Below are 23706 nucleotides of genomic sequence, written 5' to 3'. Positions count from 1 at the left end.
GAGCAAGCCTGCTCAGTTAAAAGAGCCCAAAAAGCCCAGAAGAGGTGCGCCATGAGTCAGCTGCTCGAACCCTATACCCTGCGCCAATTGACCCTGCTCAACCGCATCGCCGTGTCGCCGATGTGCCAATACTCCAGCGTCGATGGCCTGGCCAATGACTGGCACCTGGTCCACCTTGGCAGTCGCGCAGTCGGCGGCGCCGGGCTGATCTTCACCGAGGCCACCGCGGTGACCGCCGATGGCCGTATCACTGCCGAAGACCTGGGCCTGTGGAACGACGAACAGATCGAACCGCTGCAACGCATCACGCGGTTTATCGCAGCCCAAGGCGCCGTGGCTGGGATCCAGCTGGCCCATGCCGGGCGCAAGGCCAGTACTCATCGGCCATGGATCGGCAAGCATGGCAGCGTCAAGCCGGAGGACGGCGGGTGGGTGCCGGTGGGGCCGTCGCCGATTGCCTTTGACCCCAATCACACGCAGCCCCGGCAGTTGGACGAAGGGCAGATCCAACAGGTGATCGCCGACTTTGTCGCCGCCGCCAAGCGCGCGCTCACGGCCGGGTTTGAAGTGGTGGAAATCCATGCGGCTCACGGTTACCTGCTGCATCAATTTCTCTCGCCGATCAGCAATCAACGCCAGGACCAATACGGCGGCTCTTTTGAAAACCGCATCCGCCTGGTGCTGCAAGTCACCGAAGCCGTGCGTGCGGCCTGGCCTCAGGACCTGCCGCTGTTTGTGCGGGTGTCGGCCACCGACTGGGTGGAAGATGGCTGGAACCCTGATGAAACCGTGGAATTGGCGCGCCGCTTGAAGGATTTGGGTGTGGACCTGATCGACGTGTCCTCTGGTGGCACCGCCGCCAATGCCGAGATTCCGACGGGGCCTGGCTACCAGACGCGCTTCGCCGAACGGGTACGCAAAGAGTCGGGCATCGCCACCGGCACGGTGGGCATGATCACCGAACCGGCACAGGCTGAGCACATCCTGCGCACCTGCCAGGCCGATATTATCTTCCTGGCCCGTGAACTGCTGCGGGACCCGTACTGGCCGCTGCATGCCGATGATGACCTCGGCGGGCGCAAGGCGATCTGGCCGGCGCAGTATCAACGGGCGACCCACCGAGACCAGCCGATTCATGAGTCTGACTTGAGGGATTGATCCGCCTCGCGCCGCACTCGAAACCCACCCTGAATCGGTGGGTTTTTTTTGCATGATGCTGTGGGAAAAGTCCGTAGGTGATTGTTACTCAAGAGATTTTTTAAGTGAAAGCTCTAAAAAAATCCCACACGTGACCAGATTGTTTCTACGCTTAGGGTAAGTCTGATTTCTGGCCCAGGGAGTCAGTCCGTTTGTCCGCGCAGGCCTTGTGCTTAAGGGGATGCAGGTGATGGGCGCCAGGAGTATTTGATCGATATCAGGAGAAACAGTCCATGGCCAAGTCCTATGGTGTTGCGGGTGCAGTGGTGTCTTTTCTGGCCCGCAGGGTGTTCATGCGTGGCTGCAGGTTGAGTTCGGACGAGGCTGAATTACTCGCGCAGTATCGCGCCCTGAACGAGAGTGACCAGGTGGCGATGCGGTATCTGATTGGGGCAATGAAGAGTGTGTCGCGGTTCTGAGGCGGGCATTTGAGTCCTGTGGGAGCGAGCAACCTCGCTCCCACAGGTGGCATCACGTGTATTTACGCGCCTCGGGTGCCGGCGGGAAGTACTGATACAGCCAGGTTTCACTCAAGGTGCGGTCCTGGGTGCGGATGAACAGGCGCAGTTCCACCGGCTCGACGCTGTCGCTGGTCGGGTACCAGTCGAACAGGATCCGATAGCCCTTGATGTTGTCGAGCACCAGCACGCTGAAGTCTTTCACTTCGCCGTGGGAGCAGGTCACCACCGGCTCGATCCCGGTGCCGGCCGGCAGGCGATCGAGGCCGCCGCCCTTGAAGTCCACGGCAAACCGACGCGCCCACACCTCTGGGTAATGCTCGCCCGGTGCCCAACCTTCAGTGAAGCCGCCCATGCCCGAACGGGTCGCGTCGACCTGCGCCAGCGGCGTGCTCACCGGTGGCAACGCGCTCCAGTAGAGCTTGTAGCCATAGTTGAGCGAATCGCCAGGCGCCACCGGTTTTTTCGGGGTCCAGAAGGCCACGATGTTGTCCAGGGTCTCGCCGGTGGTAGGGATCTCCAGCAGGTCGATCGAGCCTTCGCCCCAGGCGGTAGTCGGTTCTACCCACAGGCTTGGGCGCTTGCTGTACCAGTCCACAGTGTCCTGGTAGCTGGCGAACTCATGGTCGGTCTGCACCAGGCCGAAGCCTTTCGGGTCGGTGTCGGCGAATGCGTTGAACTGCAGCTTGGCCGGGTTGTTCAGCGGGCGGCAAATCCACTCGCCATTGCCACGCCACATCGCCAGGCGATCCGAGTCGTGGATTTGCGGGTGGATGGTGTCGCACATGCGGCGTTCGTGGGTGCCGCAACTGAACATACTGGTCATCGGCGCGATGCCCAGTTGTTCGATGGCGGTGCGCGCATTGATGTTGGCGTCGATCGCCATCACCACCTGGTTGGCCTGGCAGTCGATATCGAAGCGATAGGCTCCGGTGGCGCTCGGCGAGTCGAGCAGGGCGTAGACCACAAAGCGGGTGGCGTTCTTGTCCGGGGTCTCGAACCAGAACTGCGTGAAGTCGGGGAACTCTTCGCGCTTCTTCGCGTAGGTATCAATCGCCAGGCCCCGTGCGGAAAGGCCGTACTGGCCGGTGGAATCCACCGCGCGGAAGTAGCTGGCGCCGAGAAACGACAGCACGTCGTGGCGATCCAGTTCCGGTGCCTTGAACAGCTTGAAGCCGGAGAAGCCCAGGTCGCCGGTCAACTGCTTGGTGTCGACGGTGGTTTTTTCATAGTTGAACAATGAAGGGCGGAAATGCACTTCGCGGGCTTCACGGGTCTTGGGGTCGACGCTGTGCATGCGCACCGGCGTCTTGAACCCCATGCCGACGTGGAAGAACTGCACGTCCAGTTGGCCGTTCAATTCCTTCCACAACGAATGGTTGCCGTCGTACCCGATCGCGTTGAAATTCTGCGGGGTCATGGTCGCCAGGGTGGGCGGGAGTACCTGTTTGGTGTCTTTATACGCGGTCCCGGCGAGCTGCTTGGCCTGGGCCTTGAGCGTTTCAAAATCAAACGCCACGGCCTTGCCATCGGCGGCGCGATTCCCGGCCCAAGCCTGCGCGGCGAGCAGGCCGCTGGCCGACAAACCGGTGTAAGCCGCAATGGCCATGGACGCTTTGAGCAAATTCCTGCGGTGCATAGAGACAACCTGTCGTGAGCAAATCCCGCGCCGTTCCTGGCACGTGCTGGATCAGAAAGTACGGTTCGGACATGCCTTCGGCCAAACGCAACGGACAATAAACAGACGCCGGATAGCTTAAGCGGTTCGATGACGTAGGAAAAATGATTGATAGCGGCGTGATGGCGTTGCATATGAAACAAGGTATTTCTCAGGAGCAGACAGTCCCCCTGTGGCGAGCGGGCTTGCCCCGCGTTGGGCTGCAAAGCAGCCCCAATACCCGACATCCGGTGTGTCTCAAAGAGCACCGCTGCCTCGAAGGGGCTGCTGCGCAGCCCAACGCGGGCCACGCCCCGCTTACCACAGGAAGCCTTCGCCACACGTGGCCTTCAACTCACCTCGCCGACCGCTCGGTACGCCTCATCAATCGCCGCATGGGCGTACGCACTCCACGCCGCATCCGAGTTGGCGATGCTCACGTGCCCCAGTGGCTTGCGCGCCAGGTTCATCAGCGCTTCGCTCTCGCCGGCGTTGTCGAACAAGCTGTTGGAAAAGTATGCATAGCCATGGGACCAGCGATTCACCGTGATCCCGAGGATATCGGTCTTGTGGTTGAACCCACCCGGGCCGAGCATGCGTTGCAGTTGGTCACGCAATTGCGTTTCCAATTGCTCGAAGGTCTGCGCATACAACTTGCCACGCCCGGCGCGCGCCTGGTCGCGGGCGTTCATGCCGCTGTTGGGGTTGATGGGCACGTAGACCATGTGCAAGCCAATCGGCTGCGTCGGGTCGCGCGGGTGGTCGTAGCCGCCCATGCTCACCGGGTAGTCCAGTTTGATGCGGCTGTACGGTTGGGTGGCCGCGTAAATCTCATGCACGCCAAGTTTCTGGAACGATTGCCAGTTGCGGATCACCACCTTGGTGTACACCAGCGGGAATTTCACGTTCTGGCTCAAGGCGTGGGCCTGGGGGGCCGGCAGGTCCTTGAGCAGGTACGGGATCATCATGTTGTAGCAGGCCAGGATGCAGCGTTTGCCACGCACCTGTGTGAGTTGTCCGCCACGGCTGTAGCCGATATGCACGCTGTCGCCCACGTTGCGCACGCTGACCGCCGTGCTGTTCAAGCGCACCCGTACCGGCGCCTTGGGTTGATCGAGCTTGGCGTAGTCAAACGCTGCCAGCACGATATCGTCCATGGTGTGCCCGGGTGCCACGCCGGGGACCAGGCTGCGCACCAGCAGGCGTGCGAGTGACGCGTTGCCATCCGGGAAGTGGTAGATGTAGGGCTCTTCCATTTCGGCGGCGGCTTCTTCGCTGATTGGTGCCAGGTTCATGCCGCCGAAACCTGGGAATCCCACGTTATAGGCGTCGGACGATGCCACGGCATCGATGCTCAAGGCCATGAAGTCATTGGTGCGGCTCTGGAAGTACTTCACCGCGCCCTCCGATAACCCGACGTTCTTCAGCAGGAAATCGCGGTAACTGGTGACCGCCAGGTAGTCGGCCTTTTGCTCGGCCGTCTTGCCCGGCAGGTAATCCTTGGGCGCCGTGTGCAGCTCGATCAACGCCTGACGGTCGGCGGGCGGCAGCGGGAAGTCATTGATGAAGTCGCTGATGGAGCGCGCATGCAATTGGTCGGGCGCGATGTCGTCGGCGACCATCGGCGTCGGGTCGCCGGTCACCAGTTTGTCTTCGCCAAAGTTCTCCTTGTCGAAGAACACCCCGCGCGACAACCCCAGGCCCGGGTAGAACTGGCGGTCGAAGGCGGTCTCGAAGCGCTTGATGTTCACCCCGAGTTTTTTCAGCAGGCCATTCACTTGCTTGCTGTAGAGGTGGTTGGGCGACTGGAACGCCTCGCTGCCGCCGTAGCCGATGATCATGCGGCCACCGGCCTGGAATTCATTGCGCTTGGCATGGCCGCCGAAGTCGTCGTGGTTTTCCAGGATCAGGATCTTCGCCTTGGGGTGCTTCTCGCGGTAGAACCACGCCGCCGACAGACCACTCAGGCCGCCCCCGACCACCACCAGGTCATAGTCCTCGGTGATCGGCAGTTTGTCGGTGTCGAAGACCTTCTTTTCCCAGCCCATCTGGTGCGCCACTTCGAACGAGCCGACATGACTGCCGCGCAGGCCGGTGAGGGCGGGCGGGTAGTAGCGGCCGTCGGGCGCGGCCTGGAGGATTTGCAGCGGGGTCATGCCGGCGGCAATAGTGATGGCGACGCCGTTGAGGAAGTCGCGGCGGGTAATGTCCATGGGAACCTACGAATTATTTATTGTTATGAGGAGGTCCCCTGTGGGAGCGGGCTTGCCCGCGATAGCGTCGGCACAGGTACGCCGCCATCGCGGGCAAGCCCGCACACAGGGGTAAAGCGTCAGTGCTTGAACATCACATGGCGTACGGTGGTGTAGTCCTCCAGCCCATACATGGACATGTCCTTGCCATACCCGGACAGTTTCTGACCGCCGTGGGGCATTTCACTGACGAGCATGAAGTGGGTGTTGACCCAGGTGCAGCCATATTGCAAACGCGCGGCCAGGCGATGGGCGCGTCCGACATCGGCGGTCCATACGGATGACGCCAGGCCGTAGTCCGAATCGTTGGCCCAGCCGAGCACCTGCGCTTCATCGGTGAATTTAGTCACCGACACCACCGGCCCGAACACCTCGCGGCGCACGATTTCGTCGTCCTGCTGTGCATCGGCCAGCACCGTCGGTTCAAAGAAGAAACCATTGCCTTCCACCGCCTTGCCGCCGGTCACCAGGCGGATGTGCGGCTGGGCCACGGCGCGTTCGACAAAGCCGGCGACGCGGTCGCGGTGCTGCGCGGTGATCAGCGGGCCGAGCTCGGTGGCCGGGTCATCCTGCAGGCCGTACTGGATGCTGGCGACTGCCGCGCCGAGCTTCTCGACAAACGCATCGTAGATATCCGCCTGGGCATAGATGCGGCACGCCGCGGTGCAGTCCTGGCCGGCGTTGTAGAAGCCGAAGGTGCGAATGCCTTCGACGGCCGCGTCGATATCGGCATCGTTGAAGATGATCACCGGGGCCTTGCCGCCCAGCTCCATGTGCATGCGCTTCACGCTGTCGGCGGTGCTGGAGATGATATTTGCGCCGGTGGCGATGGAGCCGGTCAGCGACACCATGCGCACTTTCGGGTGGTTCACCAACGGGCTGCCCACGGTCGGACCACGCCCGAACACCAGGTTGAGGACACCGGCCGGGAAAATATCGGCGGCCAGTTCGACCATGCGCAACGCCGTCAGCGGGGTTTGTTCCGACGGCTTGAGCACCACGGTATTACCGGCAGCCAGGGCAGGGGCGATTTTCCAGGCGACCATCATCAGCGGGTAGTTCCACGGCGCGATGGAAGCGATGACGCCCACCGGGTCGCGACGGATCATCGAGGTGTGACCGGGCAGGTATTCGCCGCCAGCCGACCCGCTCATGCAACGGCTGGCACCGGCAAAGAAGCGGAACACGTCGGCAATCGCCGGGATCTCATCGTTCAGTGCTGCGCTGTAGGGCTTGCCGCAGTTGTCCGATTCCAGCTTGGCCAGCTCTTCACCGTGGGCCTCGATCACGTCCGCCAGTTTGAGCAGCAGCAAGGAGCGGTCTTTGGGTGCGGTCTGCGACCAGCCTTCGAAGGCGGCATCGGCGGCGCGCACGGCGGCGTCGACCTGGGCTTCGCTGGCTTCCTTGATTTCCACCAGCACGCGGCCGAGTGCCGGGTTGAATACGGCTTGGGCTGGGCCTTCGCCTTCGACCAGGTGGCCGTTGATCAACAGTTTGGTTTGCATGGTTGATTCCTCCTCAAAGCGACAGTTCTATCTCTGGAGAAACCGGTGCGACTGTGGGAGCTGGCTTGCCTGCGATTGCGGTGGTTCAGTTGATACCGCTATCGCAGGCAAGCCAGCTGCCACATTGACCGTGTTTCAACAGTAGCAATGGGTTGTCAGTTATTTACCGCCACTCCCGGCCACGCTTTCACCGCCGCGCGTCAGGTAGTAGGCACCGAGAATCGGGAACATCGTCACCAGCATCACCAGCATCGCGACCACGTTGGTCACCGGCACATCCCGTGGCCGGCTGAGCTGGTTGAGCAGCCACAGCGGCAAGGTGCGCTCGTGGCCGGCGGTGAAGGTGGTGACGATGATTTCGTCGAACGACAGCGCAAACGCGAGCATGCCGCCGGCCAGCAGCGCCGAGCCGAGGTTGGGCATGATGATGTAGCGGAAGGTCTGCCAGCCGTCGGCACCCAGGTCCATCGAGGCTTCGATGAGGCTGTGGGAAGTACGCCGCAGGCGCGCGATCACGTTGTTGTAGACGATCACCACGCAGAAGGTCGCGTGGCCGACGATGATGGTGAACATCCCGGGCTCGATGCCCAGCGTCTTGAACGTCGCCAGCAGTGCGATACCGGTGATGATCCCCGGTAGCGCAATCGGCAGGATCAGCATCAGCGACACGCCTTGCTTGCCGAAGAATTCGCGGCGATACAGCGCCGCCGAGGCCAGGGTGCCGAGCACCATGGCGATCAACGTGGCGATGGCCGCGATCTGCAGCGACAGCTTGATCGCTTCGAGCACGTCGGGCCGGGCGAAGGCCACGCTGAACCACTTCAGGGTAAAGCCCTGGGGCGGAAAGCTGAACGCGGCTTCTTCGGTGTTGAAGGCGTAGAGGAAGATGATCAGGATCGGGAAGTGCAGGAAAACCAACCCGCCCCAAGCCGCTATTTTCAGGCTCCACGAAGCTTTTTCAGAGTGCATCGAAGGCCCCCAGGCGTTTGACAATGGACAGGTAAACCGCAATCAGCACGATCGGTACCAGGGTGAACGCGGCGGCCATGGGCATGTTGCCGATGGCACCTTGCTGGGCGTACACCATGCCGCCGACGAAGTAGCCCGGCGGGCCCACCAGTTGCGGCACGATGAAATCGCCCAGGGTCAGCGAGAACGTGAAGATCGAGCCGGCGGCAATGCCCGGCACCGACAGCGGCAAAATCACCTGCATGAAGGTTTGGCGCGGCTTGGCCCCGAGATCCGCCGAGGCTTGCAGCAGGGACGGCGGCAAGCGTTCCAGCGAGGCCTGGATCGGCAGGATCATGAACGGCAGCCAGATGTACACGAACACCATGAAGCGCCCCAGGTGCGAGGTGCTCAAGGTGCTGCCGCCCACGCCGGGAATGCCCAGTACGAACTGCAGCAGCGGTTCCAGCCCCAGGTGCTGCACGAACCACTGTGCGACGCCGCCCTTGGCCAGCAGCAAGGTCCAGGCATACGCCTTGACGATATAGCTGGCCCACATCGGCATCATCACCGCGATATAGAAGAACGCCTTGGTCTTGCCCGTGGTGTAGCGCGCCATGTAGTAGGCGATCGGGAAGGCGACGATGGCGCTGGCGATCGACACCACGATCGCCATGCTCAGGGTGCGCACGATGATGTCGAAGTTCGACGGCTGGAACAGGGCGGCGAAGTTGGCCAGGGTCAGGTCCGGCGTGACCGCCATGGTGAAGTCGTCGAAGGTATAGAAACCTTGCCACAGCAGGGTCAGCAGTGAGCCCAGGTAGATCGCGCCGAACCAGATCAGCGGCGGTACCAGCAACATTGCCAGGTACAGGTTGGGCTTGCGGTACAGCAGGTTGGAAAACCTGCGCATCGGCGGTTGGGAAAGGGCCGAAGTCATCTCACACCTCGCCTGCGATGTCGGTCAGCGGGGTCATGGCTTCCCGCGCCCAGCGCGCGGTGACGGTCTGGCCGACCTGGTGGCCGCTGCTGGTATCCAGCCATTGGTTGTTCGCCTGGCTGATGTTCAGCGCCTGGCCGTTTTCCAGTTTCAGTTCATAGCGGGTGGCGCTGCCCTGGTACTGGATATCGTGCAGCAGGCCGCTGATTTCGACCTCACCGGCACCCAGCGGGCCTTCGGCAAAGCGCACGTGTTCCGGGCGGATCGAGAACGGTTGCGGGGTGCCGCTGAGGCGTTGGGCCAGCTCGCCGCGAAGCACATTGGAGGTGCCAACGAATTCGGCGACGAACGACGTGGCCGGCTTCATGTACAGGTTGCGCGGGGTGTCGACCTGTTCGATGCGGCCCTTGTTGAACACCGCCACCCGGTCGGACATCGACAGCGCTTCGGTCTGATCGTGCGTCACGAAGATAAAGGTGATGCCGAGTTGGCGTTGCAGCTTCTTCAACTCGCTTTGCATCTGCTCGCGCAGCTTGAGGTCGAGGGCGCCGAGCGGCTCATCGAGCAGCAGCACACGCGGGCGATTGACCAGTGCGCGGGCCAGTGCCACCCGTTGGCGCTGGCCGCCGGAGAGCTGCACTGGCTTGCGGTCGCCGTAGCCGCCGAGGGCGACCATGCCCAGGGCTTCTTCGGCGCGGTTGAGGCGCTCGGCCTTGCCGACGCCCTTGACCTTGAGGCCGTAGGCGACGTTGTCGCGCACATTCATATGCGGGAACAGCGCGTAATCCTGGAACACGGTGTTGACGTCACGCTGATACGGCGGCAAGCCGGCGGCTTCCTCGCCATGAATACGGATCGAGCCTGCGCTCGGCTGCTCGAACCCGGCGATCAGGCGCAGGCACGTGGTCTTGCCTGAGCCGGAAGGGCCGAGCATGGAAAAGAACTCGCCGTCCTGGATATCGATGGAAACCCGGTCAACGGCTTTCACTTCGCCGAACTGACGGGAAACGTGGGTGAATTGGACTGCAAGCGTCATGGTGCGGTGCTCCAAAAAGGCGCGGGTCGTCGCAGCGGCCCGGCCTGGACTTCTGAAAAAATTAACGCGGTGTTGAGGGCGACTCGGTCGAAATGTGGGAGCGGGCTTGCTCGCGAATGCGGTGTGTCAGTCACCGATGAATCAACTGAAAGTCCGCTTTCGCGAGCAAGCCCGCTCCCACATGGGGCCGGTGTCGCCTGGGAGTGCTTAGCGCCCACCCATGATCGCGATGTAATCCTGGGTCCAGCGGCTGTACGGCACGAACTTGCCGCCTTCAGCCTGCGGGGTTTTCCAGAAAGCGATCTTTTCGAACTGGTCGAACCCGTTGGTCTTGCAGCCTTCGGCGCCGAGCAGCTCGCTCTCTTTACACGCCGCAGGCACCGCCGGCAGCGAGCCGAACCAGGCCGCGACATCGCCCTGGACCTTCGGCTGCAGCGACCAGTCCATCCATTTGTAGGCGCAGTTGGGGTGCTTGGCCTCGGTGTGCAGCATGGTGGTGTCGGCCCAGCCGGTGGCGCCTTCCTTGGGAATGGTCGAGGCGATCGGCTGTTTCTCGTTGACCAGGCCGTTGACCTGATACGGCCAGGCGCTGGAGGCCACTACGCCTTCGTTCTTGAAGTCGCTCATCTGCACAGTGGTGTCGTGCCAGTAGCGGTGGATCAACGGCTGCTGGGCGCGCAGCAGTTCAAGCACGGCCTTGTACTGGGTTTCGGTCAGTTCGTAAGGGCTCTGAATGCCCAGCTCCGGCTTGGTCGACTTGAGATACAGCGCCGCATCGGCGATGTAGATCGGACCGTCGTAGGCTTGCACGCGGCCTTTGTTCGGCTTGCCGTCAGGCAGGTTCTGCGCATCGAACACCACGTTCCAGCTGGTGGGCGCGGTCTTGAACACGTTGGTGTTGTACATCAGCACGTTCGGGCCCCACTGGTACGGGGTGCCGTAGGTTTGCTGGCCGACCACATACCACGGCGCATCCTTGAGGCGCGGGTCGAGGTTTTTCCAGTTGGGGATCAACGCCGTGTTGATCGGCTGCACACGCTTGCCGACGATCAACCGCAACGAGGCATCGCCGGATGCGGTGACCAGGTCATAACCGCCCTTGGCCATCAGGCTGACCATTTCGTCAGAGGTGGCGGCGGTTTTCACGTTGACCTTGCAACCGGTTTCCTTCTCGAAACCGGTGACCCAGTCGTAGGCCTTGTCGCTTTCGCCACGTTCGATATAGCCGGGCCAGGCGACGATATCCAATTGGCCTTCACCTGCCCCCACCGCTTTCAGCGGTTCGGCGGCCTGAAGGCTGGCGCTGGCCAGCAGCGCGGTGGTCAGGGCACTGAGCAGTGCGGTCTTGTGCGCGGACATGGGGATTCCCTCTTCTTTAATTATGGTCGGGGCAGTAAAAACAGGTATACGGGTTGATTATTGTTTTAGCGTAGCTCTTGGGGCTGAGCCGCAAGCCACAAGCCACAAGTCGCAAGCTGCAAGCTGCAAGCTGCAAGCTGCAAGCCGCAAGCAAAAGCAAAAGCAGATCCGCTTTTACTTGCAGCTTGCAGCTTGCAGCTTGCCGCTTATAGCTGATGTCCATGTCTAGCCATGATGTGCCGCACCACGCTGTAGTCCTGAAGCGAATCGCTGGACAGATCTTTCCCATACCCCGAGCGCTTCAAGCCGCCGTGGGGCATTTCGCTGACCAGCATGAAATGGCTGTTGATCCAAGTGCAGCCGTATTGCAGGCGCGCCGCCACCTGCATGGCTTTGTCCAGGTTCTGCGTCCATACCGACGAGGCCAGGCCGTATTCGGAGTCGTTGGCCCAGTCCACCGCCTGTTCCAGCTCATCGAAGCGGGTCACGGTGACCACCGGGCCGAAGACTTCGCGCTGCACGATCTCATCGTTTTGTTTGCAACCGGCGAGGAGTGTCGGCTGGTAATAGAAGCCGGCACCGGAATGCACGGCGGCACCCGTGACCCGCTCGATATGCGGCTGGCCGAGGGCGCGCTCGACAAAACTGGCGACGCGGTCACGCTGGCGCGTGCTGATCAGCGGGCCGAGTTCGTTGTCGGCATCACGCTTGCCGGCAAAGAGCAGGCTGCTGACGGCCGCGCCAAGCTCGGCGACCAATTTGTCGTGGATACCGGCCTGGGCGTAGATGCGGCAGGCCGCGGTGCAGTCCTGCCCGGCGTTGTAATAGCCGTAGGCACGCACGCCTTCGACCACGGCTTGCAGGTCGGCGTCGTTGCAGACGATCACCGGGGCCTTGCCGCCCAGTTCCAGGTGCGTGCGTTTCAGGGTTTTCGACGCGGCTTGCAGAATTTTCTGCCCGGTGACGATATCGCCGGTCAGCGACACCATGCGCACCTTGGGGTGGCTGACCAAATGGCTGCCGACGCCTTCGCCGCCGCCACACAGAATGTTGATGACCCCGCGCGGCAGCAGTTCTTTAAGGACGGGGGCGAGGGCCAGGATCGACAGCGGCGTATGTTCCGACGGCTTGAACACCAGCGTATTACCGGCGGCCAGGGCGGGGGCGATCTTCCACGCGGCCATCATCAGCGGGTAGTTCCACGGTGCAATAGAGGCGACCACGCCAATTGGGTCACGGCGCACCATGCTGGTGTAGCCCGGCAGGTATTCGCCGCTGAGCTGGCCGGTCTGGCAGCGCACGGCCCCGGCGAAGAAGCGAAACACATCGACGGTGGCGCTCAAGTCATCCTGGCGCGCCAGGTGCAAGGGCTTGCCGCAATTGAGTGATTCGAGGCGAGCGAGGTAGTCGGCTTGTTTTTCGATGGCGTCGGCAATGCCCAGCAGGATGATCGAGCGTTGCTGCGGCGTGGTCCGCGACCAGCCGGCAAACGCGCGGTGCGCGGCGAGGATGGCGCTTTCGACCTGTTCGGTGCTGGCTTCGGCGATCTGGGTGAGGACTTCACCGGTGGCCGGGTTGAGGATCGGCTCGACAAAACCCTGGCCCTGGACCAGTTCGCCGTCGATCAGCAACGCAGTGAGCAGCGGGGTGGGCGCGCCGGACATTTTTCGCGATCTCTTTTCTTGTGTGGCCATGGGCGTTCTCTTACAAGGCGCCTGACCTTCTCTTATGGATGAGCTGAGAGTAGAGGTCGGGCGCGAGGTCAACAAATACTAAATACTGAATGCAGCATTCGATTAAATAGATGGCTTGCGCGGATGCGGCTGTTCGCGGGCCACGGTCAGGAACGGGTCCACCAGCGCCGGGCGCGCGGTGCCACGGCGCCAGGCCAGGCCCACGTCGAGGGTCTGGCTGAGGTCTGCAATTGGCCGCGCTTCAATAATGTCGCCTTCCAGGGACCAGGGCCGGTAGGTCATGTCCGGCTGGATCGACACCCCAAGGCCGGCAGCCACCAGGCTGCGCACTGCTTCGGTGGAAGCGGTGCGCAAGGTCACGCGTGGTTGCAGCGCGGCTGCAGTCCACAGGCGTTGGGCGTTGTGGCCCATTTCGTCGACATTCAGCTGAATCAATGGCTCGCGCGCCACATCGGCCAGGTTGATGCTGTCGTGCTCCAGCAACGGGTGCTGCGCCGGCAGCCACAGGCGATGAGGCGAGTGGGTGAGGACTTCGGTCTGCAGGGCGTGGCGGTCTTCGAGGTTGGACAGGATCAGCACCCCCACGTCGATCTCGCCGCTGACCAGCAAATGCTCGATGTACGGGCGTTCATCCTCCATCACGCGGATTTCCACATTCGGATAGGCGCGCTGGAAACGGGTCAGCAGGTCGGCAAGGTAATAACCGGCAACCAGGCTGGTCACGCCGATGATCAACTGGCCGGCAACCTGGTCGGTGCTCTGCTGCAGACTGCGCTTGGCGTTGTCGACGGTGGCAAGGATCAGGTGCGCCTGGCGCAGGAACTGATGGCCCTGGTGGGTCAGGGTCATGCCCTTGGCGTGGCGGTTGAACAGGTTGACGCCGATTTCCTGCTCCAGTTGCTGGATGGCCAGGGTCAGGGTCGACTGGGAAATGAACGCGGTTTGCGCGGCGGCGGAGATCGAGCCCGTCTCGGCCACGGCGATGAAATGCCGGATTTGACGCAAGGTCATCATGCTGGAATTACCAGTGGGGTGTTTTTATAGATTTATTCGAGTGTATATCGATTTAAGCGAACGGCAGTGGCGTTACATCTGGAAGCACTCTAGATCGGGGCTTTTTGGCACTTAGTTTTACGCTGGGAGCCTATTGGTCCTACGAACCCAAGTGTCTGGAGGCTGCGAATGAATACCCGTGGATTGCTCGATCAACTGCTCAAGTCTGGCCAGGACATGTTGCAGAACAAGGCCGGCGACCAGCGCAAGCCGGACGACAAAGGCGCCCTTGGCGGACTGCTGGGCGGTGGTGGCCTTGGCAGTCTGCTCGGCGGTGCCGGTGGCGGCGCCCTGGCGGCCGGGGCCATGGGCCTGCTGCTGGGGAACAAGAAAGCCCGCAAGTTCGGCGGCAAGGCCCTGACCTACGGCGGGCTCGCCGCGTTGGGCGTCATTGCCTATAAAGCCTATGGCAACTGGCAGGCAAACCAGGCCAGCGCACCTCAAGGCGAACCGCAAACCATCGACCGTTTGCCACCGGCCCAAGTCGAGCAACACAGCCAGGGCATCCTCAAGGCCCTGGTAGCCGCCGCCAAGGCGGACGGGCATGTGGATGAGCGCGAGCGCGCGCTGATCGAAGGTGAATTCACCAAGCTGGACGATGACCGCGAGTTGCACAGCTGGCTGCACGCCGAACTGAACAAACCCCTGGACCCGGCCGATGTGGCCCGCGCCGCCAGCACCCCGGAAATGGCCGCGGAGATGTACATCGCCAGCGTGATGCTGGTGGATGAGGAGAATTTCATGGAGAAGGCCTACCTCGATGAGCTGGCGCGGCAACTCAAGCTGGAGCCTGGCTTGAAGATCGAGCTGGAAAAACAGGTGCGGCTGGCGCAATAAACCCCTGCCCTGAAGCGATCAAACTGTGGGAGTGGGCCTGCTCGCGAATGCGCTGGTCAGTCATCGAATCTATTGACTGACCCTGCGCCTTCGCGAGCAGGCCCTCTCCCACATTTGCATTCTGTGATCACTACAGCAAAACCCGTTGATTAATGAGGGCTTCTGCTCAGCTATACTCCCCTCCATTTGAATGGCCCTTCGAGGAATTACTGTGAAGAACTGGACCTTGCGCCAACGGATTTTGGCGAGCTTTGCGGTCATTATCGCGATCATGCTGCTGATGGTCGTGGTGTCCTACTCACGGTTGCTGAAGATCGAAGCCAGCCAGGAAGCGGTCCGCGACGACGCGGTGCCCGGGGTGTACCTCAGCTCGATGATCCGCAGCGCCTGGGTCGACAGCTATTTGCAGACCATCGACATCATTGGCCTGCGCGAGGATAAAACCTTCACCAATACCGACAAGAACGACTACAAGTCCTTCGAGACGCGTATTGAACTGCAGATGGCCAACTACGAAAAAACCATTCATGGCCAGGCTGACCGCATGGAGTTCGATAACTTCAAGGCGGCGCACATCAACTACAACAAAGTCCTGGCGCAGGTGCTGGAGCGCGTGCAAGCCAATGACCTGCCGGGGGCCAACCAATTGCTCGAGGAGCAATTGACGCCGATCTGGACCGAAGGTCGCATGAAGCTCAATGACATCATCACGGAAAACAAGAACGTGTCCGACCGTGCCACGGCGGCCATCGACGAGTCGGTGCTGTCGGCCAAGATCAGCATGGCCGTTTCGCTGATCATCGCCATCCTCGCGGCCGGCCTGTGTGGCCTGCTGCTGATGCGCGCGATCATGGCGCCGATGCAGCGCATCGTCGACATCCTCGAAACCATGCGTACCGGCGACCTGAGCAAGCGCCTGAACCTGGAGCGCAAGGATGAATTCGGCGCAGTCGAAACCGGCTTCAACGACATGATGACCGAGCTGACGGCCCTGGTGTCCCAGGCCCAGCGCTCGTCGGTGCAGGTCACCACCTCGGTGACCGAGATTGCCGCGACGTCCAAGCAACAGCAGGCGACCGCGACTGAAACCGCGGCCACCACCACCGAGATCGGCGCGACTTCCCGGGAAATCGCCGCGACGTCCAAGGACCTGGTGCGCACCATGACTGAAGTCTCCACCGCCGCCGACCAGGCCTCGGTGGCCGCAGGCTCCGGCCAGCAGGGCCTGGCGCGCATGGAAGAAACCATGCATTCGGTAATGGGCGCCGCCGACCTGGTCAACGCCAAGCTGGCGATCCTCAATGAGAAGGCCGGCAACATCAACCAGGTGGTGGTCACCATCGTCAAGGTTGCCGACCAGACCAACCTGCTGTCGCTCAACGCCGCCATCGAGGCGGAGAAAGCTGGCGAGTACGGGCGCGGTTTTGCCGTGGTGGCCACCGAAGTGCGCCGCCTGGCGGACCAGACGGCCGTGGCCACCTATGACATCGAGCAGATGGTGCGCGAGATCCAGTCGGCGGTGTCGGCGGGGGTGATGGGCATGGACAAGTTCTCCGAGGAAGTGCGCCGGGGCATGTTCGAAGTACAGCAAGTGGGCGAGCAGCTGTCGCAGATCATCCATCAGGTGCAGGCGCTGGCGCCGCGGGTATTGATGGTCAACGAAGGCATGCAGGCCCAGGCCACCGGTGCCGAGCAGATCAATCACGCCCTGGTGCAACTGGGCGATGCCAGCAGCCAGACTGTGGAATCCCTGCGCCAGGCCAGCTTTGCCATTGATGAGCTGAGCCAGGTGGCGGTGGGCCTGCGCAGCGGCGTGTCGCGTTTCAAAGTCTGATGAGCGACCTCGCGGCTAAACGCGGCGCCGTCCCGGCAGCGAAAAAGGCTTTGTTCCTGGTGTTTCACATCGGCGACGAGCGCTTTGCATTAAGGGCCACCGAAGTGGCCGAGGTGCTGCCGCGCCTGCCTCTCAAACCCATCGCCCATGCGCCGCTGTGGGTGGCGGGCATCTTTGCCCATCGCGGTGCGTTGGTGCCGGTCATCGACCTCAGTGCGCTGACGTTTGGTCAGCCGGCCCAGGCGCGGACCAGCACGCGGCTGGTGCTCGTCAACTACCAGCCCGAACCCTGGGTTGCAGCCCGTTGGCTGGGGTTGATCCTGGAACAGGCCACCGACACCCTGCGGTGTGACCTCAGCGAGTTCAAGCCCTATGGCCTGGACAACCGCGAGGCGCCGTACCTGGGACTGGTGCGTGAAGACGCCGCGGGCTTGATGCAGTGGATCGGCGTGAATGAATTGCTCACCGAGCCGGTGCGTGCGTTGCTGTTCTCCGCCGAGCTGAGCCTATGAGCAACGATCCGCGCTTCTTTGCCTTCCTCAAGGAGCGCATCGGTCTCGATGTCGCCTCCGTGGGCGAAGCCATCATCGAGCGTGCCGTGCGCCAGCGCAGCCAGGCCTTGCAGGCGCAGACGGCGGGCGAGTACTGGCAGCACCTGCAAAGCTCCCATGACGAGCAGCAGGCGCTGATCGAAGCGGTGATCGTCCCCGAAACCTGGTTTTTCCGTTACCCCGAATCCTTCGTGACCCTGGCCCGCCTGGCCAAGGCGCGCCTGGTCGAGATCAAGCAGATGCGCGCGCTGCGTATCCTCAGCCTGCCGTGTTCCACTGGCGAAGAACCCTATTCGATTGCCATGGCGCTGCTGGACGCGGGCCTCGCACCGCATCAGTTCAAGGTGCAGGGCATGGATGTCAGCCCGCTGTCGGTGGAGCGTGCCCGGCGCGGGGTGTACGGCAAGAACTCGTTTCGCGGGGGCGACATTGCCTTTCGCGACCGCCACTTCGTGGAACACGGCGACGGGTTCCACATCGCCGAGCGGGTGCGTGAGCAAGTGCGCCTGCAAGTCGGCAACCTGCTCGACCCGGCGTTGCTCGCCAATGAGGCCAGCTACGACTTCGTGTTCTGCCGCAACCTGCTGATCTACTTCGACCAGGCGACCCAGAAACAAGTGTTCGATGTACTCAAGGGCCTCACCCACGTTGACGGCGTACTGTTTATCGGCCCCGCCGAGGGCAGCCTGCTGGGGCGCCATGGCATGCGTTCGATCGGTGCGGCGCAGTCGTTTGCCTTCAGTCGGCAGGCTGAGCCGCAGCAGCCTGCGCCGGTGTTCGTGCCGCTGCCAGCACCCATCCCGCAGCGCAGCGCGGCGCCGCTTCCGGTCAGGCCGCGCCCGTTCAGTACTGTCGCCACTGCGCAGGTCATACCGATCAAGGCCGCGCCGTCCGATGCCGCCGCCTTGCTCAGCCGCATCGCCACCCTCGCCAACGAAGGCAAGAGCCTGGAGGCGCGGGCCGCGTGTGAAGAGTATTTGAATCACCACCCGCCGGCCGCCCAGGTGTTTTACTGGCTGGGGCTGCTCAGCGATGTGGCCGGCAGTGCCCTGGAAGCCCAGGGCTATTATCGAAAAGCCTTGTACCTGGAGCCCCAGCATTCGCAGGCCTTGATGCACCTGGCCGCCTTGCTGGAGTCCCAGGGCGACAGCGCGGGAGCCCGCCGCCTGCAGGCGCGGGCCGCGCGTAGCGAGCGAGCTGACAGTGAGCACAAACCATGAGTAGCCCCGACGCGCTCGACACCACCGGCCTGGACCTGACCCTGGCTGACACGCAAGCCATCGACGATTGCTGGAACCGCATCGGCATCCATGGTGACAAATCCTGCCCGCTGCTGGCGGACCACATCCATTGCCGCAATTGCTCGGTGTACTCGGCAGCCGCCACGCGCCTGTTGGATCGCTATGCCTTGCAGCAGGACGACCGTCGGCCACAGGCAGTGGTCGAGCATGGCGCCGAGGTGGTCACGCGCTCGCTGCTGATATTCCGCCTGGGCGAAGAGTGGCTGGGCATCGCCACCCGTTGCCTGGTGGAAGTGGCCACGTTGCAACCGATCCACTCCCTGCCGCACCAGCGTTCCCGTGCCTTGCTCGGCGTGGCCAACGTACGCGGCGCGCTGGTGGCGTGCCTGTCGCTGGTGGAACTGCTGGGCCTGGACAACACCGGCAGTGGCGCCAGCGGTGGCCGGATCATGCCGCGCATGCTGATCATTGCCGCGCAAGATGGCCCGGTGGTGGTGCCGGTGGACGAAGTCGACGGCATCCATGCCATCGATGAGCGCACCTTGAAGGCCGCGTCAGCGCCCGGCAGCCAGGCCAGTGGCCGCTTCACCCAAGGTGTGTTGCAGTGGAAAGGCCGCAGCCTGCGTTGGCTGGACGAGGCGCAATTGTTGTCCGCCGTGACCCGGAGCCTCACATGACCCCCGACCAGATGCGCGATGCCTCGCTGCTGGAGCTGTTCAGCCTGGAAGCCGATGCGCAGACCCAGGTATTGAGCGCGGGCCTGCTGGCCCTGGAACGCAACCCGACCCAGGCCGACCAGCTCGAAGCCTGCATGCGTGCCGCGCACTCGCTCAAGGGCGCGGCGCGGATTGTCGGGGTGGACGCCGGGGTCAGCGTGTCGCATGTCATGGAGGATTGCCTGGTCAGCGCCCAGGAAGGTCGCCTGTATCTGCAACCCGAGCACATTGATGCGTTGCTGCAAGGCACCGACCTGTTGATGCGCATCGCCACGCCGGGCAATGACGTCGGGCCGGCGGATATCGAGGCGTATGTGGCGCTGATGGAGCGCCTGCTCGATCCGTCGCAACTGAGCGCCAAGGTCGCCCCGTCAGCCCCGCCGCCGCCTGAGTCGGCCCCGGCGCCCATCGTCGAGGAGCTGCCGCCGGAGCCCGAGCCCGCGCCACCCGTCACCAGCGAGCCTGCGCGCCAGAACAAACGCATGACCGAAGGCGGCGAACGCGTGTTGCGCGTGACCGCCGAGCGCTTGAACAGCCTGCTCGACCTGTCGAGCAAGTCCCTGGTCGAAACCCAGCGGCTCAAGCCATACCTCGCCAGCCTGCAGCGCCTCAAACGCATTCAAAGCCAGAGCGCGCGGGCCCTGGATACGCTGGACGGCCAGCTCAAGACCGTGGACTTGAACCTCGAAGCCCAGGAAGCCCTGGCCGATACCCGTCGGCTATTGAGCGAAGCCCAGGCGCTGCTGGCAGAAAAACATGCCGAGCTGGACGAGTTCGGCTGGCAGGCCGGGCAGCGCGCCCAGGTGCTCTACGACACCGCGCTGGCGTGCCGCATGCGTCCGTTTGCCGACGTATTGGCCGGGCAGGTGCGCATGGTCCGCGACCTCGGCCGCAGCCTGGGCAAGCAGGTGCGCCTGGAGATCGAGGGCGAAAAGACCCAGGTTGATCGCGACGTGCTGGAGAAGCTCGAAGCGCCGCTCACCCATTTGCTGCGCAATGCCGTCGACCACGGCATCGAAATGCCCGAGCAGCGCCTGCTGGCGGGCAAGCCGGCCGAGGGCCTGATCCGCTTGCGCGCGTCTCACCAGGCCGGCCTGCTGGTGCTGGAGTTGAGCGATGACGGTAACGGCGTTGACCTGGAGCGCCTGCGCGGCACCATCGTCGACCGGCACCTGTCGCCGCTGGAAACTGCCCAGCGCCTGAGCGAAGAGGAGCTGCTGACGTTCCTGTTCCTGCCGGGGTTCAGCCTGCGCGACAAGGTCACCGAAGTGTCCGGGCGGGGTGTCGGCCTGGATGCGGTGCAGCATATGGTCCGCCAATTGCGCGGTGCGGTGGTGCTGGAGCAGACGGCGGGGCAGGGCAGTCGTTTCCATCTGGAGGTGCCGCTGACCCTGTCGGTGGTGCGCAGCCTGGTGGTGGAAGTCGGCGAAGAAGCCTACGCGTTCCCGCTGGCCCATATAGAACGCATGTGCGACCTGGCGCCCGACGACATCGTGCAACTGGAAGGCCGCCAGCATTTCTGGCACGAGGGCCGGCATGTCGGCCTGGTGGCCGCCAGCCAGTTGTTGCAGCGCCCGGCGGGGCAGAATAATGACGAAACCTTGAAAGTGGTGGTGATCCGCGAACGTGATGCCGTGTACGGAATCGCCGTGGAACGCTTCATCGGCGAGCGCACCCTGGTGGTGTTACCGCTCGATGACCGCCTGGGCAAGGTCCAGGATATTTCCGCCGGCGCCTTGCTGGACGACGGCTCGGTGGTATTGATCGTCGACGTCGAAGACATGCTGCGCTCGGTCGACAAGCTGCTCAACACTGGCCGCCTGGAACGCATTGCCCGGCGCAGCCAGCAGGCCACCGAAGCACCGCGCAAACGCGTGCTGGTGGTGGACGATTCGCTCACCGTGCGTGAGCTGCAACGCAAATTGTTACTTAATCGTGGTTATGAAGTGGCCGTGGCGGTCGATGGCATGGACGGTTGGAACGCGTTGCGCTCCGAAGACTTTGACCTGTTGATCACTGATATTGATATGCCTCGCATGGACGGTATTGAATTGGTCACACTCTTGCGCCGTGACAGTCGCCTGCAATCGTTGCCGGTGATGGTGGTGTCCTACAAGGACCGTGAAGAAGACCGGCGTCGTGGACTGGACGCCGGCGCCGACTATTATTTAGCCAAAGCCAGTTTCCATGACGATGCCTTGTTGGACGCCGTGGTGGAGCTGATTGGAGGCGCGCGGGCATGAGGATTGCGATCGTCAATGATATGCCCCTGGCGGTGGAGGCCTTGCGCCGCGCCTTGAGTTTCGAGCCCGCGCACGAAGTGGTGTGGGTCGCCGGCAATGGCCTGGAAGCGGTGCAGCGCTGCGCCGAACTGACCCCGGACCTGATCCTGATGGACCTGATCATGCCGGTCATGGACGGTGTCGAGGCGACGCGGCAGATCATGGCCGAGACCCCGTGCGCCATCGTGATCGTCACGGTCGACCGCCAGGCCAACGTCAGCCGGGTGTTCGAAGCCATGGGCCATGGCGCCCTGGACGTCGTGGATACGCCGCCCCTGGGCGTCGGCAACCCCAAGGATGCGGCGGCGCCGCTGTTGCGCAAGATCCTCAATATCGGCTGGTTGATTGGCCAGCGCGGCAGCCGTGTGCGCGCCGAAACCACACCTGCGCGCAGCACCGGCAAACGCCAGAGCCTGGTTGCCATCGGCTCGTCGGCGGGTGGCCCGGCTGCCCTGGAAATCCTGCTCAAGGGCTTGCCCCGCGACTTTCCCGCCGCCATTGTGCTGGTGCAGCATGTGGACCAGGTCTTCGCCGCCGGCATGGCCGAGTGGCTGAGCAGCGCCTCCAGCCTGCCGGTGCGCCTGGCTCGTGAGGGGGAGCCGCCGCAACCCGGCGTGGTGCTGCTGGCCGGGACCAACCACCACATTCGTTTATTGCGCAACGGCACGCTAGCCTATACCGCAGACCCGGTTAACGAGATTTATCGGCCTTCGATCGACGTGTTTTTCGAAAGCGTGGCCAGCCACTGGAATGGCGATGCCGTCGGCGTACTGCTGACAGGCATGGGCCGCGACGGGGCCCAGGGCCTCAAGTTACTGCGAGAACAAGGATATCTGACCATCGCCCAGGATCAGCAGAGCTCGGCGGTGTATGGCATGCCCAAAGCGGCGGCGGCGATTGACGCTGCTGTTGAAATTCGCCCACTGGACAGAATTGCGCCCCGATTGCTGGAGGTATTTTCGAAATGAGCCCTACCTCCCGCGGTGCTGGCTTGCAGGTAGTAATTCAGGTGACTGCAGATGAATGATTTACAGATCGACGACATCAAGACCGACGAAAATGCCGCCATGGTGTTGCTGGTCGACGACCAGGCCATGATCGGCGAAGCCGTGCGGCGTGGCCTGGCCCATGAAGAAAACATCGACTTCCACTTCTGCGCCGACCCGCACCAGGCCATTGCCCAGGCGATCCGCATCAAGCCGACGGTGATCCTGCAGGACCTGGTGATGCCCGGCCTCGACGGCCTGACCCTGGTGCGCGAATACCGCAACCACCCGGCCACGCAGAACATTCCGATCATCGTGCTTTCCACCAAGGAAGACCCGCTGATCAAGAGCGCGGCGTTCTCGGCCGGCGCCAACGATTACCTGGTCAAGCTCCCGGACAATATCGAGTTGGTGGCGCGCATTCGCTACCACTCGCGCTCCTACATGACCCTGTTGCAGCGGGATGCGGCCTACCGTGCGCTGCGGGTCAGCCAGCAACAATTGCTCGACACCAACCTGGTGCTGCAACGGCTGATGAACTCCGATGGCCTCACCGGGCTGTCCAACCGCCGGCACTTCGACGAGTACCTGGAGCTGGAGTGGCGCCGTGCCATGCGCGACCAGACCCAGTTGTCGTTGCTGATGATCGATGTGGATTTCTTCAAGACCTACAACGACAGCTTCGGTCACGTCGAGGGCGATGAGGCCTTGCGCAAAGTCGCCGCGTCGATCCGCGAAGCCAGCAGCCGGCCGTCGGACTTGCCGGCACGTTATGGCGGTGAAGAGTTTGCGCTGGTGCTGCCCAATACCTCGCCGGGTGGTGCGCGACTGGTGGCCGAAAAGCTGCGCATGGCGGTGGCCGCGCTGAAAATCCCGCACATTGCCCCGACTGAAGGTTCGAGCCTGACCATCAGTATCGGCCTGTCGACCCTTACGCCGGCGCAGGGGACCGATTGCCGGCAACTGATCCTGGCGGCGGACAAGGGGTTGTACACGGCCAAGCATAATGGGCGGAATCAGGTGGGGATCGAGTAGGGTTGTGTGAACATATGCGTTGCTGCGGTAACGGCTAACCCGGCGTCCTGCCGGGTTAGCCACGGATTCAAGCCTGCGTTCGGCCAGCGCCTACACGTATCCGCTTTTGATCCAACCCCTCAGGT

At 62.9% G+C, this 23706-nt stretch carries 19 protein-coding genes; 10 read left to right on the top strand and 9 right to left on the bottom strand.

Features of this window, described 5'->3' with window-relative positions:
• Positions 1-51: 51 nt before the first annotated feature.
• Both C9990_RS25185 and C9990_RS25180 read left to right on the top strand, forming a co-directional pair.
• Complete coding sequence (locus C9990_RS25185; protein WP_106804990.1) at positions 52-1158, top strand: NADH:flavin oxidoreductase/NADH oxidase; 1107 nt, start codon at positions 52-54, stop codon at positions 1156-1158.
• Between the two features lie 272 nt (positions 1159-1430).
• The gene (locus tag C9990_RS25180; RefSeq protein ID WP_106804989.1) at positions 1431-1616 is read left to right on the top strand and encodes a hypothetical protein; all 186 of its coding nucleotides are present in this window, start codon (positions 1431-1433) and stop codon (positions 1614-1616) included.
• A gap of 52 nt (positions 1617-1668) precedes the next feature.
• On the opposite strand, the gene C9990_RS25175 is transcribed toward C9990_RS25180, so the two are convergent.
• The 9 genes from C9990_RS25175 to C9990_RS25135 all read right to left on the bottom strand — a co-directional run bounded on the left by C9990_RS25175 (position 1669) and on the right by C9990_RS25135 (position 14060).
• Positions 1669-3294: a glucan biosynthesis protein D gene (locus C9990_RS25175; RefSeq protein ID WP_106804988.1), complete on the bottom strand. Its 1626-nt coding sequence runs from the start codon at positions 3292-3294 to the stop codon at positions 1669-1671.
• Between the two features lie 368 nt (positions 3295-3662).
• Positions 3663-5525, bottom strand: coding sequence for an FAD/NAD(P)-binding protein (locus C9990_RS25170; RefSeq protein ID WP_106804987.1), 1863 nt, complete (start codon positions 5523-5525; stop codon positions 3663-3665).
• A 119-nt stretch (positions 5526-5644) separates the two neighbouring features.
• Positions 5645-7069 carry a gamma-aminobutyraldehyde dehydrogenase gene (locus C9990_RS25165; protein ID WP_065903235.1) on the bottom strand — a complete coding sequence of 475 codons (1425 nt, stop codon included), beginning with the start codon at positions 7067-7069 and terminating at the stop codon, positions 5645-5647.
• A gap of 159 nt (positions 7070-7228) precedes the next feature.
• Positions 7229-8038 carry an ABC transporter permease gene (locus C9990_RS25160; protein WP_065903232.1) on the bottom strand — a complete coding sequence of 270 codons (810 nt, stop codon included), beginning with the start codon at positions 8036-8038 and terminating at the stop codon, positions 7229-7231.
• Positions 8028-8957 carry an ABC transporter permease gene (locus C9990_RS25155; protein ID WP_106804986.1) on the bottom strand — a complete coding sequence of 310 codons (930 nt, stop codon included), beginning with the start codon at positions 8955-8957 and terminating at the stop codon, positions 8028-8030. The genes C9990_RS25160 and C9990_RS25155 overlap by 11 nt, the downstream gene beginning before the upstream one ends.
• 1 nt (position 8958) lies before the next feature.
• Positions 8959-9993, bottom strand: a complete 1035-nt coding sequence (locus C9990_RS25150) for an ABC transporter ATP-binding protein (protein WP_106804985.1) — start codon at positions 9991-9993, stop codon at positions 8959-8961.
• Positions 9994-10200: 207 nt separating this feature from the next.
• A complete protein-coding gene (ydcS, locus tag C9990_RS25145; RefSeq protein ID WP_065903220.1) occupies positions 10201-11352 on the bottom strand; it encodes a putative ABC transporter substrate-binding protein YdcS in 1152 nt (383 codons plus the stop codon).
• 206 nt (positions 11353-11558) lie between these two features.
• Complete coding sequence (locus C9990_RS25140) at positions 11559-13016, bottom strand: gamma-aminobutyraldehyde dehydrogenase (protein WP_177410353.1); 1458 nt, start codon at positions 13014-13016, stop codon at positions 11559-11561.
• 132 nt (positions 13017-13148) lie between these two features.
• Positions 13149-14060, bottom strand: coding sequence for a LysR family transcriptional regulator (locus C9990_RS25135; protein WP_065903213.1), 912 nt, complete (start codon positions 14058-14060; stop codon positions 13149-13151).
• Between the two features lie 168 nt (positions 14061-14228).
• Here C9990_RS25135 and C9990_RS25130 point away from each other — a divergent pair, with 168 nt between their 5' ends.
• The 8 genes from C9990_RS25130 to C9990_RS25095 all read left to right on the top strand — a co-directional run bounded on the left by C9990_RS25130 (position 14229) and on the right by C9990_RS25095 (position 23581).
• Positions 14229-14936 carry a tellurite resistance TerB family protein gene (locus tag C9990_RS25130; protein ID WP_106804983.1) on the top strand — a complete coding sequence of 236 codons (708 nt, stop codon included), beginning with the start codon at positions 14229-14231 and terminating at the stop codon, positions 14934-14936.
• Between the two features lie 211 nt (positions 14937-15147).
• Positions 15148-16770, top strand: a complete 1623-nt coding sequence (locus C9990_RS25125) for a methyl-accepting chemotaxis protein (protein ID WP_065903210.1) — start codon at positions 15148-15150, stop codon at positions 16768-16770.
• Positions 16770-17282, top strand: coding sequence for a chemotaxis protein CheW (locus C9990_RS25120; RefSeq protein WP_065903208.1), 513 nt, complete (start codon positions 16770-16772; stop codon positions 17280-17282). The genes C9990_RS25125 and C9990_RS25120 overlap by 1 nt, the downstream gene beginning before the upstream one ends.
• Positions 17279-18541, top strand: a complete 1263-nt coding sequence (locus C9990_RS25115) for a protein-glutamate O-methyltransferase CheR (RefSeq protein WP_065903205.1) — start codon at positions 17279-17281, stop codon at positions 18539-18541. The genes C9990_RS25120 and C9990_RS25115 overlap by 4 nt, the downstream gene beginning before the upstream one ends.
• On the top strand, positions 18538-19239 hold the full coding sequence (locus C9990_RS25110) for a chemotaxis protein CheW (protein WP_106804982.1): 702 nt from the start codon (positions 18538-18540) through the stop codon (positions 19237-19239). The genes C9990_RS25115 and C9990_RS25110 overlap by 4 nt, the downstream gene beginning before the upstream one ends.
• Positions 19236-21521: a hybrid sensor histidine kinase/response regulator gene (locus C9990_RS25105; protein WP_106804981.1), complete on the top strand. Its 2286-nt coding sequence runs from the start codon at positions 19236-19238 to the stop codon at positions 21519-21521. Before C9990_RS25110 ends, C9990_RS25105 begins: the two co-directional genes overlap by 4 nt.
• Positions 21518-22528: a chemotaxis response regulator protein-glutamate methylesterase gene (locus tag C9990_RS25100; protein WP_106804980.1), complete on the top strand. Its 1011-nt coding sequence runs from the start codon at positions 21518-21520 to the stop codon at positions 22526-22528. The genes C9990_RS25105 and C9990_RS25100 overlap by 4 nt, the downstream gene beginning before the upstream one ends.
• Before the next feature lie 51 nt (positions 22529-22579).
• A complete protein-coding gene (locus C9990_RS25095) occupies positions 22580-23581 on the top strand; it encodes a PleD family two-component system response regulator (protein WP_065903189.1) in 1002 nt (333 codons plus the stop codon).
• Positions 23582-23706 lie beyond the last annotated feature (125 nt).

This window comes from Pseudomonas sp. S5D5, assembly GCF_003013355.1.
Taxonomy (GTDB): Bacteria; Pseudomonadota; Gammaproteobacteria; order Pseudomonadales; family Pseudomonadaceae; genus Aquipseudomonas; species Aquipseudomonas aylmerensis.
This window is presented reverse-complemented; position numbering and strand designations above follow the sequence as displayed.

Coding starts and splice junctions, on each gene's coding strand:
- C9990_RS25185 (WP_106804990.1), top strand. CDS start 52: ATGAGTCAGCTGCTCGAACCCTATACCCTGCGCCAATTGACCCTGCTC.
- C9990_RS25180 (WP_106804989.1), top strand. CDS start 1,431: ATGGCCAAGTCCTATGGTGTTGCGGGTGCAGTGGTGTCTTTTCTGGCC.
- C9990_RS25175 (WP_106804988.1), bottom strand. CDS start 3,294: ATGCACCGCAGGAATTTGCTCAAAGCGTCCATGGCCATTGCGGCTTAC.
- C9990_RS25170 (WP_106804987.1), bottom strand. CDS start 5,525: ATGGACATTACCCGCCGCGACTTCCTCAACGGCGTCGCCATCACTATT.
- C9990_RS25165 (WP_065903235.1), bottom strand. CDS start 7,069: ATGCAAACCAAACTGTTGATCAACGGCCACCTGGTCGAAGGCGAAGGC.
- C9990_RS25160 (WP_065903232.1), bottom strand. CDS start 8,038: ATGCACTCTGAAAAAGCTTCGTGGAGCCTGAAAATAGCGGCTTGGGGC.
- C9990_RS25155 (WP_106804986.1), bottom strand. CDS start 8,957: ATGACTTCGGCCCTTTCCCAACCGCCGATGCGCAGGTTTTCCAACCTG.
- C9990_RS25150 (WP_106804985.1), bottom strand. CDS start 9,993: ATGACGCTTGCAGTCCAATTCACCCACGTTTCCCGTCAGTTCGGCGAA.
- ydcS (WP_065903220.1), bottom strand. CDS start 11,352: ATGTCCGCGCACAAGACCGCACTGCTCAGTGCCCTGACCACCGCGCTG.
- C9990_RS25140 (WP_177410353.1), bottom strand. CDS start 13,016: ATGTCCGGCGCGCCCACCCCGCTGCTCACTGCGTTGCTGATCGACGGC.
- C9990_RS25135 (WP_065903213.1), bottom strand. CDS start 14,060: ATGATGACCTTGCGTCAAATCCGGCATTTCATCGCCGTGGCCGAGACG.
- C9990_RS25130 (WP_106804983.1), top strand. CDS start 14,229: ATGAATACCCGTGGATTGCTCGATCAACTGCTCAAGTCTGGCCAGGAC.
- C9990_RS25120 (WP_065903208.1), top strand. CDS start 16,770: ATGAGCGACCTCGCGGCTAAACGCGGCGCCGTCCCGGCAGCGAAAAAG.
- C9990_RS25115 (WP_065903205.1), top strand. CDS start 17,279: ATGAGCAACGATCCGCGCTTCTTTGCCTTCCTCAAGGAGCGCATCGGT.
- C9990_RS25110 (WP_106804982.1), top strand. CDS start 18,538: ATGAGTAGCCCCGACGCGCTCGACACCACCGGCCTGGACCTGACCCTG.
- C9990_RS25105 (WP_106804981.1), top strand. CDS start 19,236: ATGACCCCCGACCAGATGCGCGATGCCTCGCTGCTGGAGCTGTTCAGC.
- C9990_RS25100 (WP_106804980.1), top strand. CDS start 21,518: ATGAGGATTGCGATCGTCAATGATATGCCCCTGGCGGTGGAGGCCTTG.
- C9990_RS25095 (WP_065903189.1), top strand. CDS start 22,580: ATGAATGATTTACAGATCGACGACATCAAGACCGACGAAAATGCCGCC.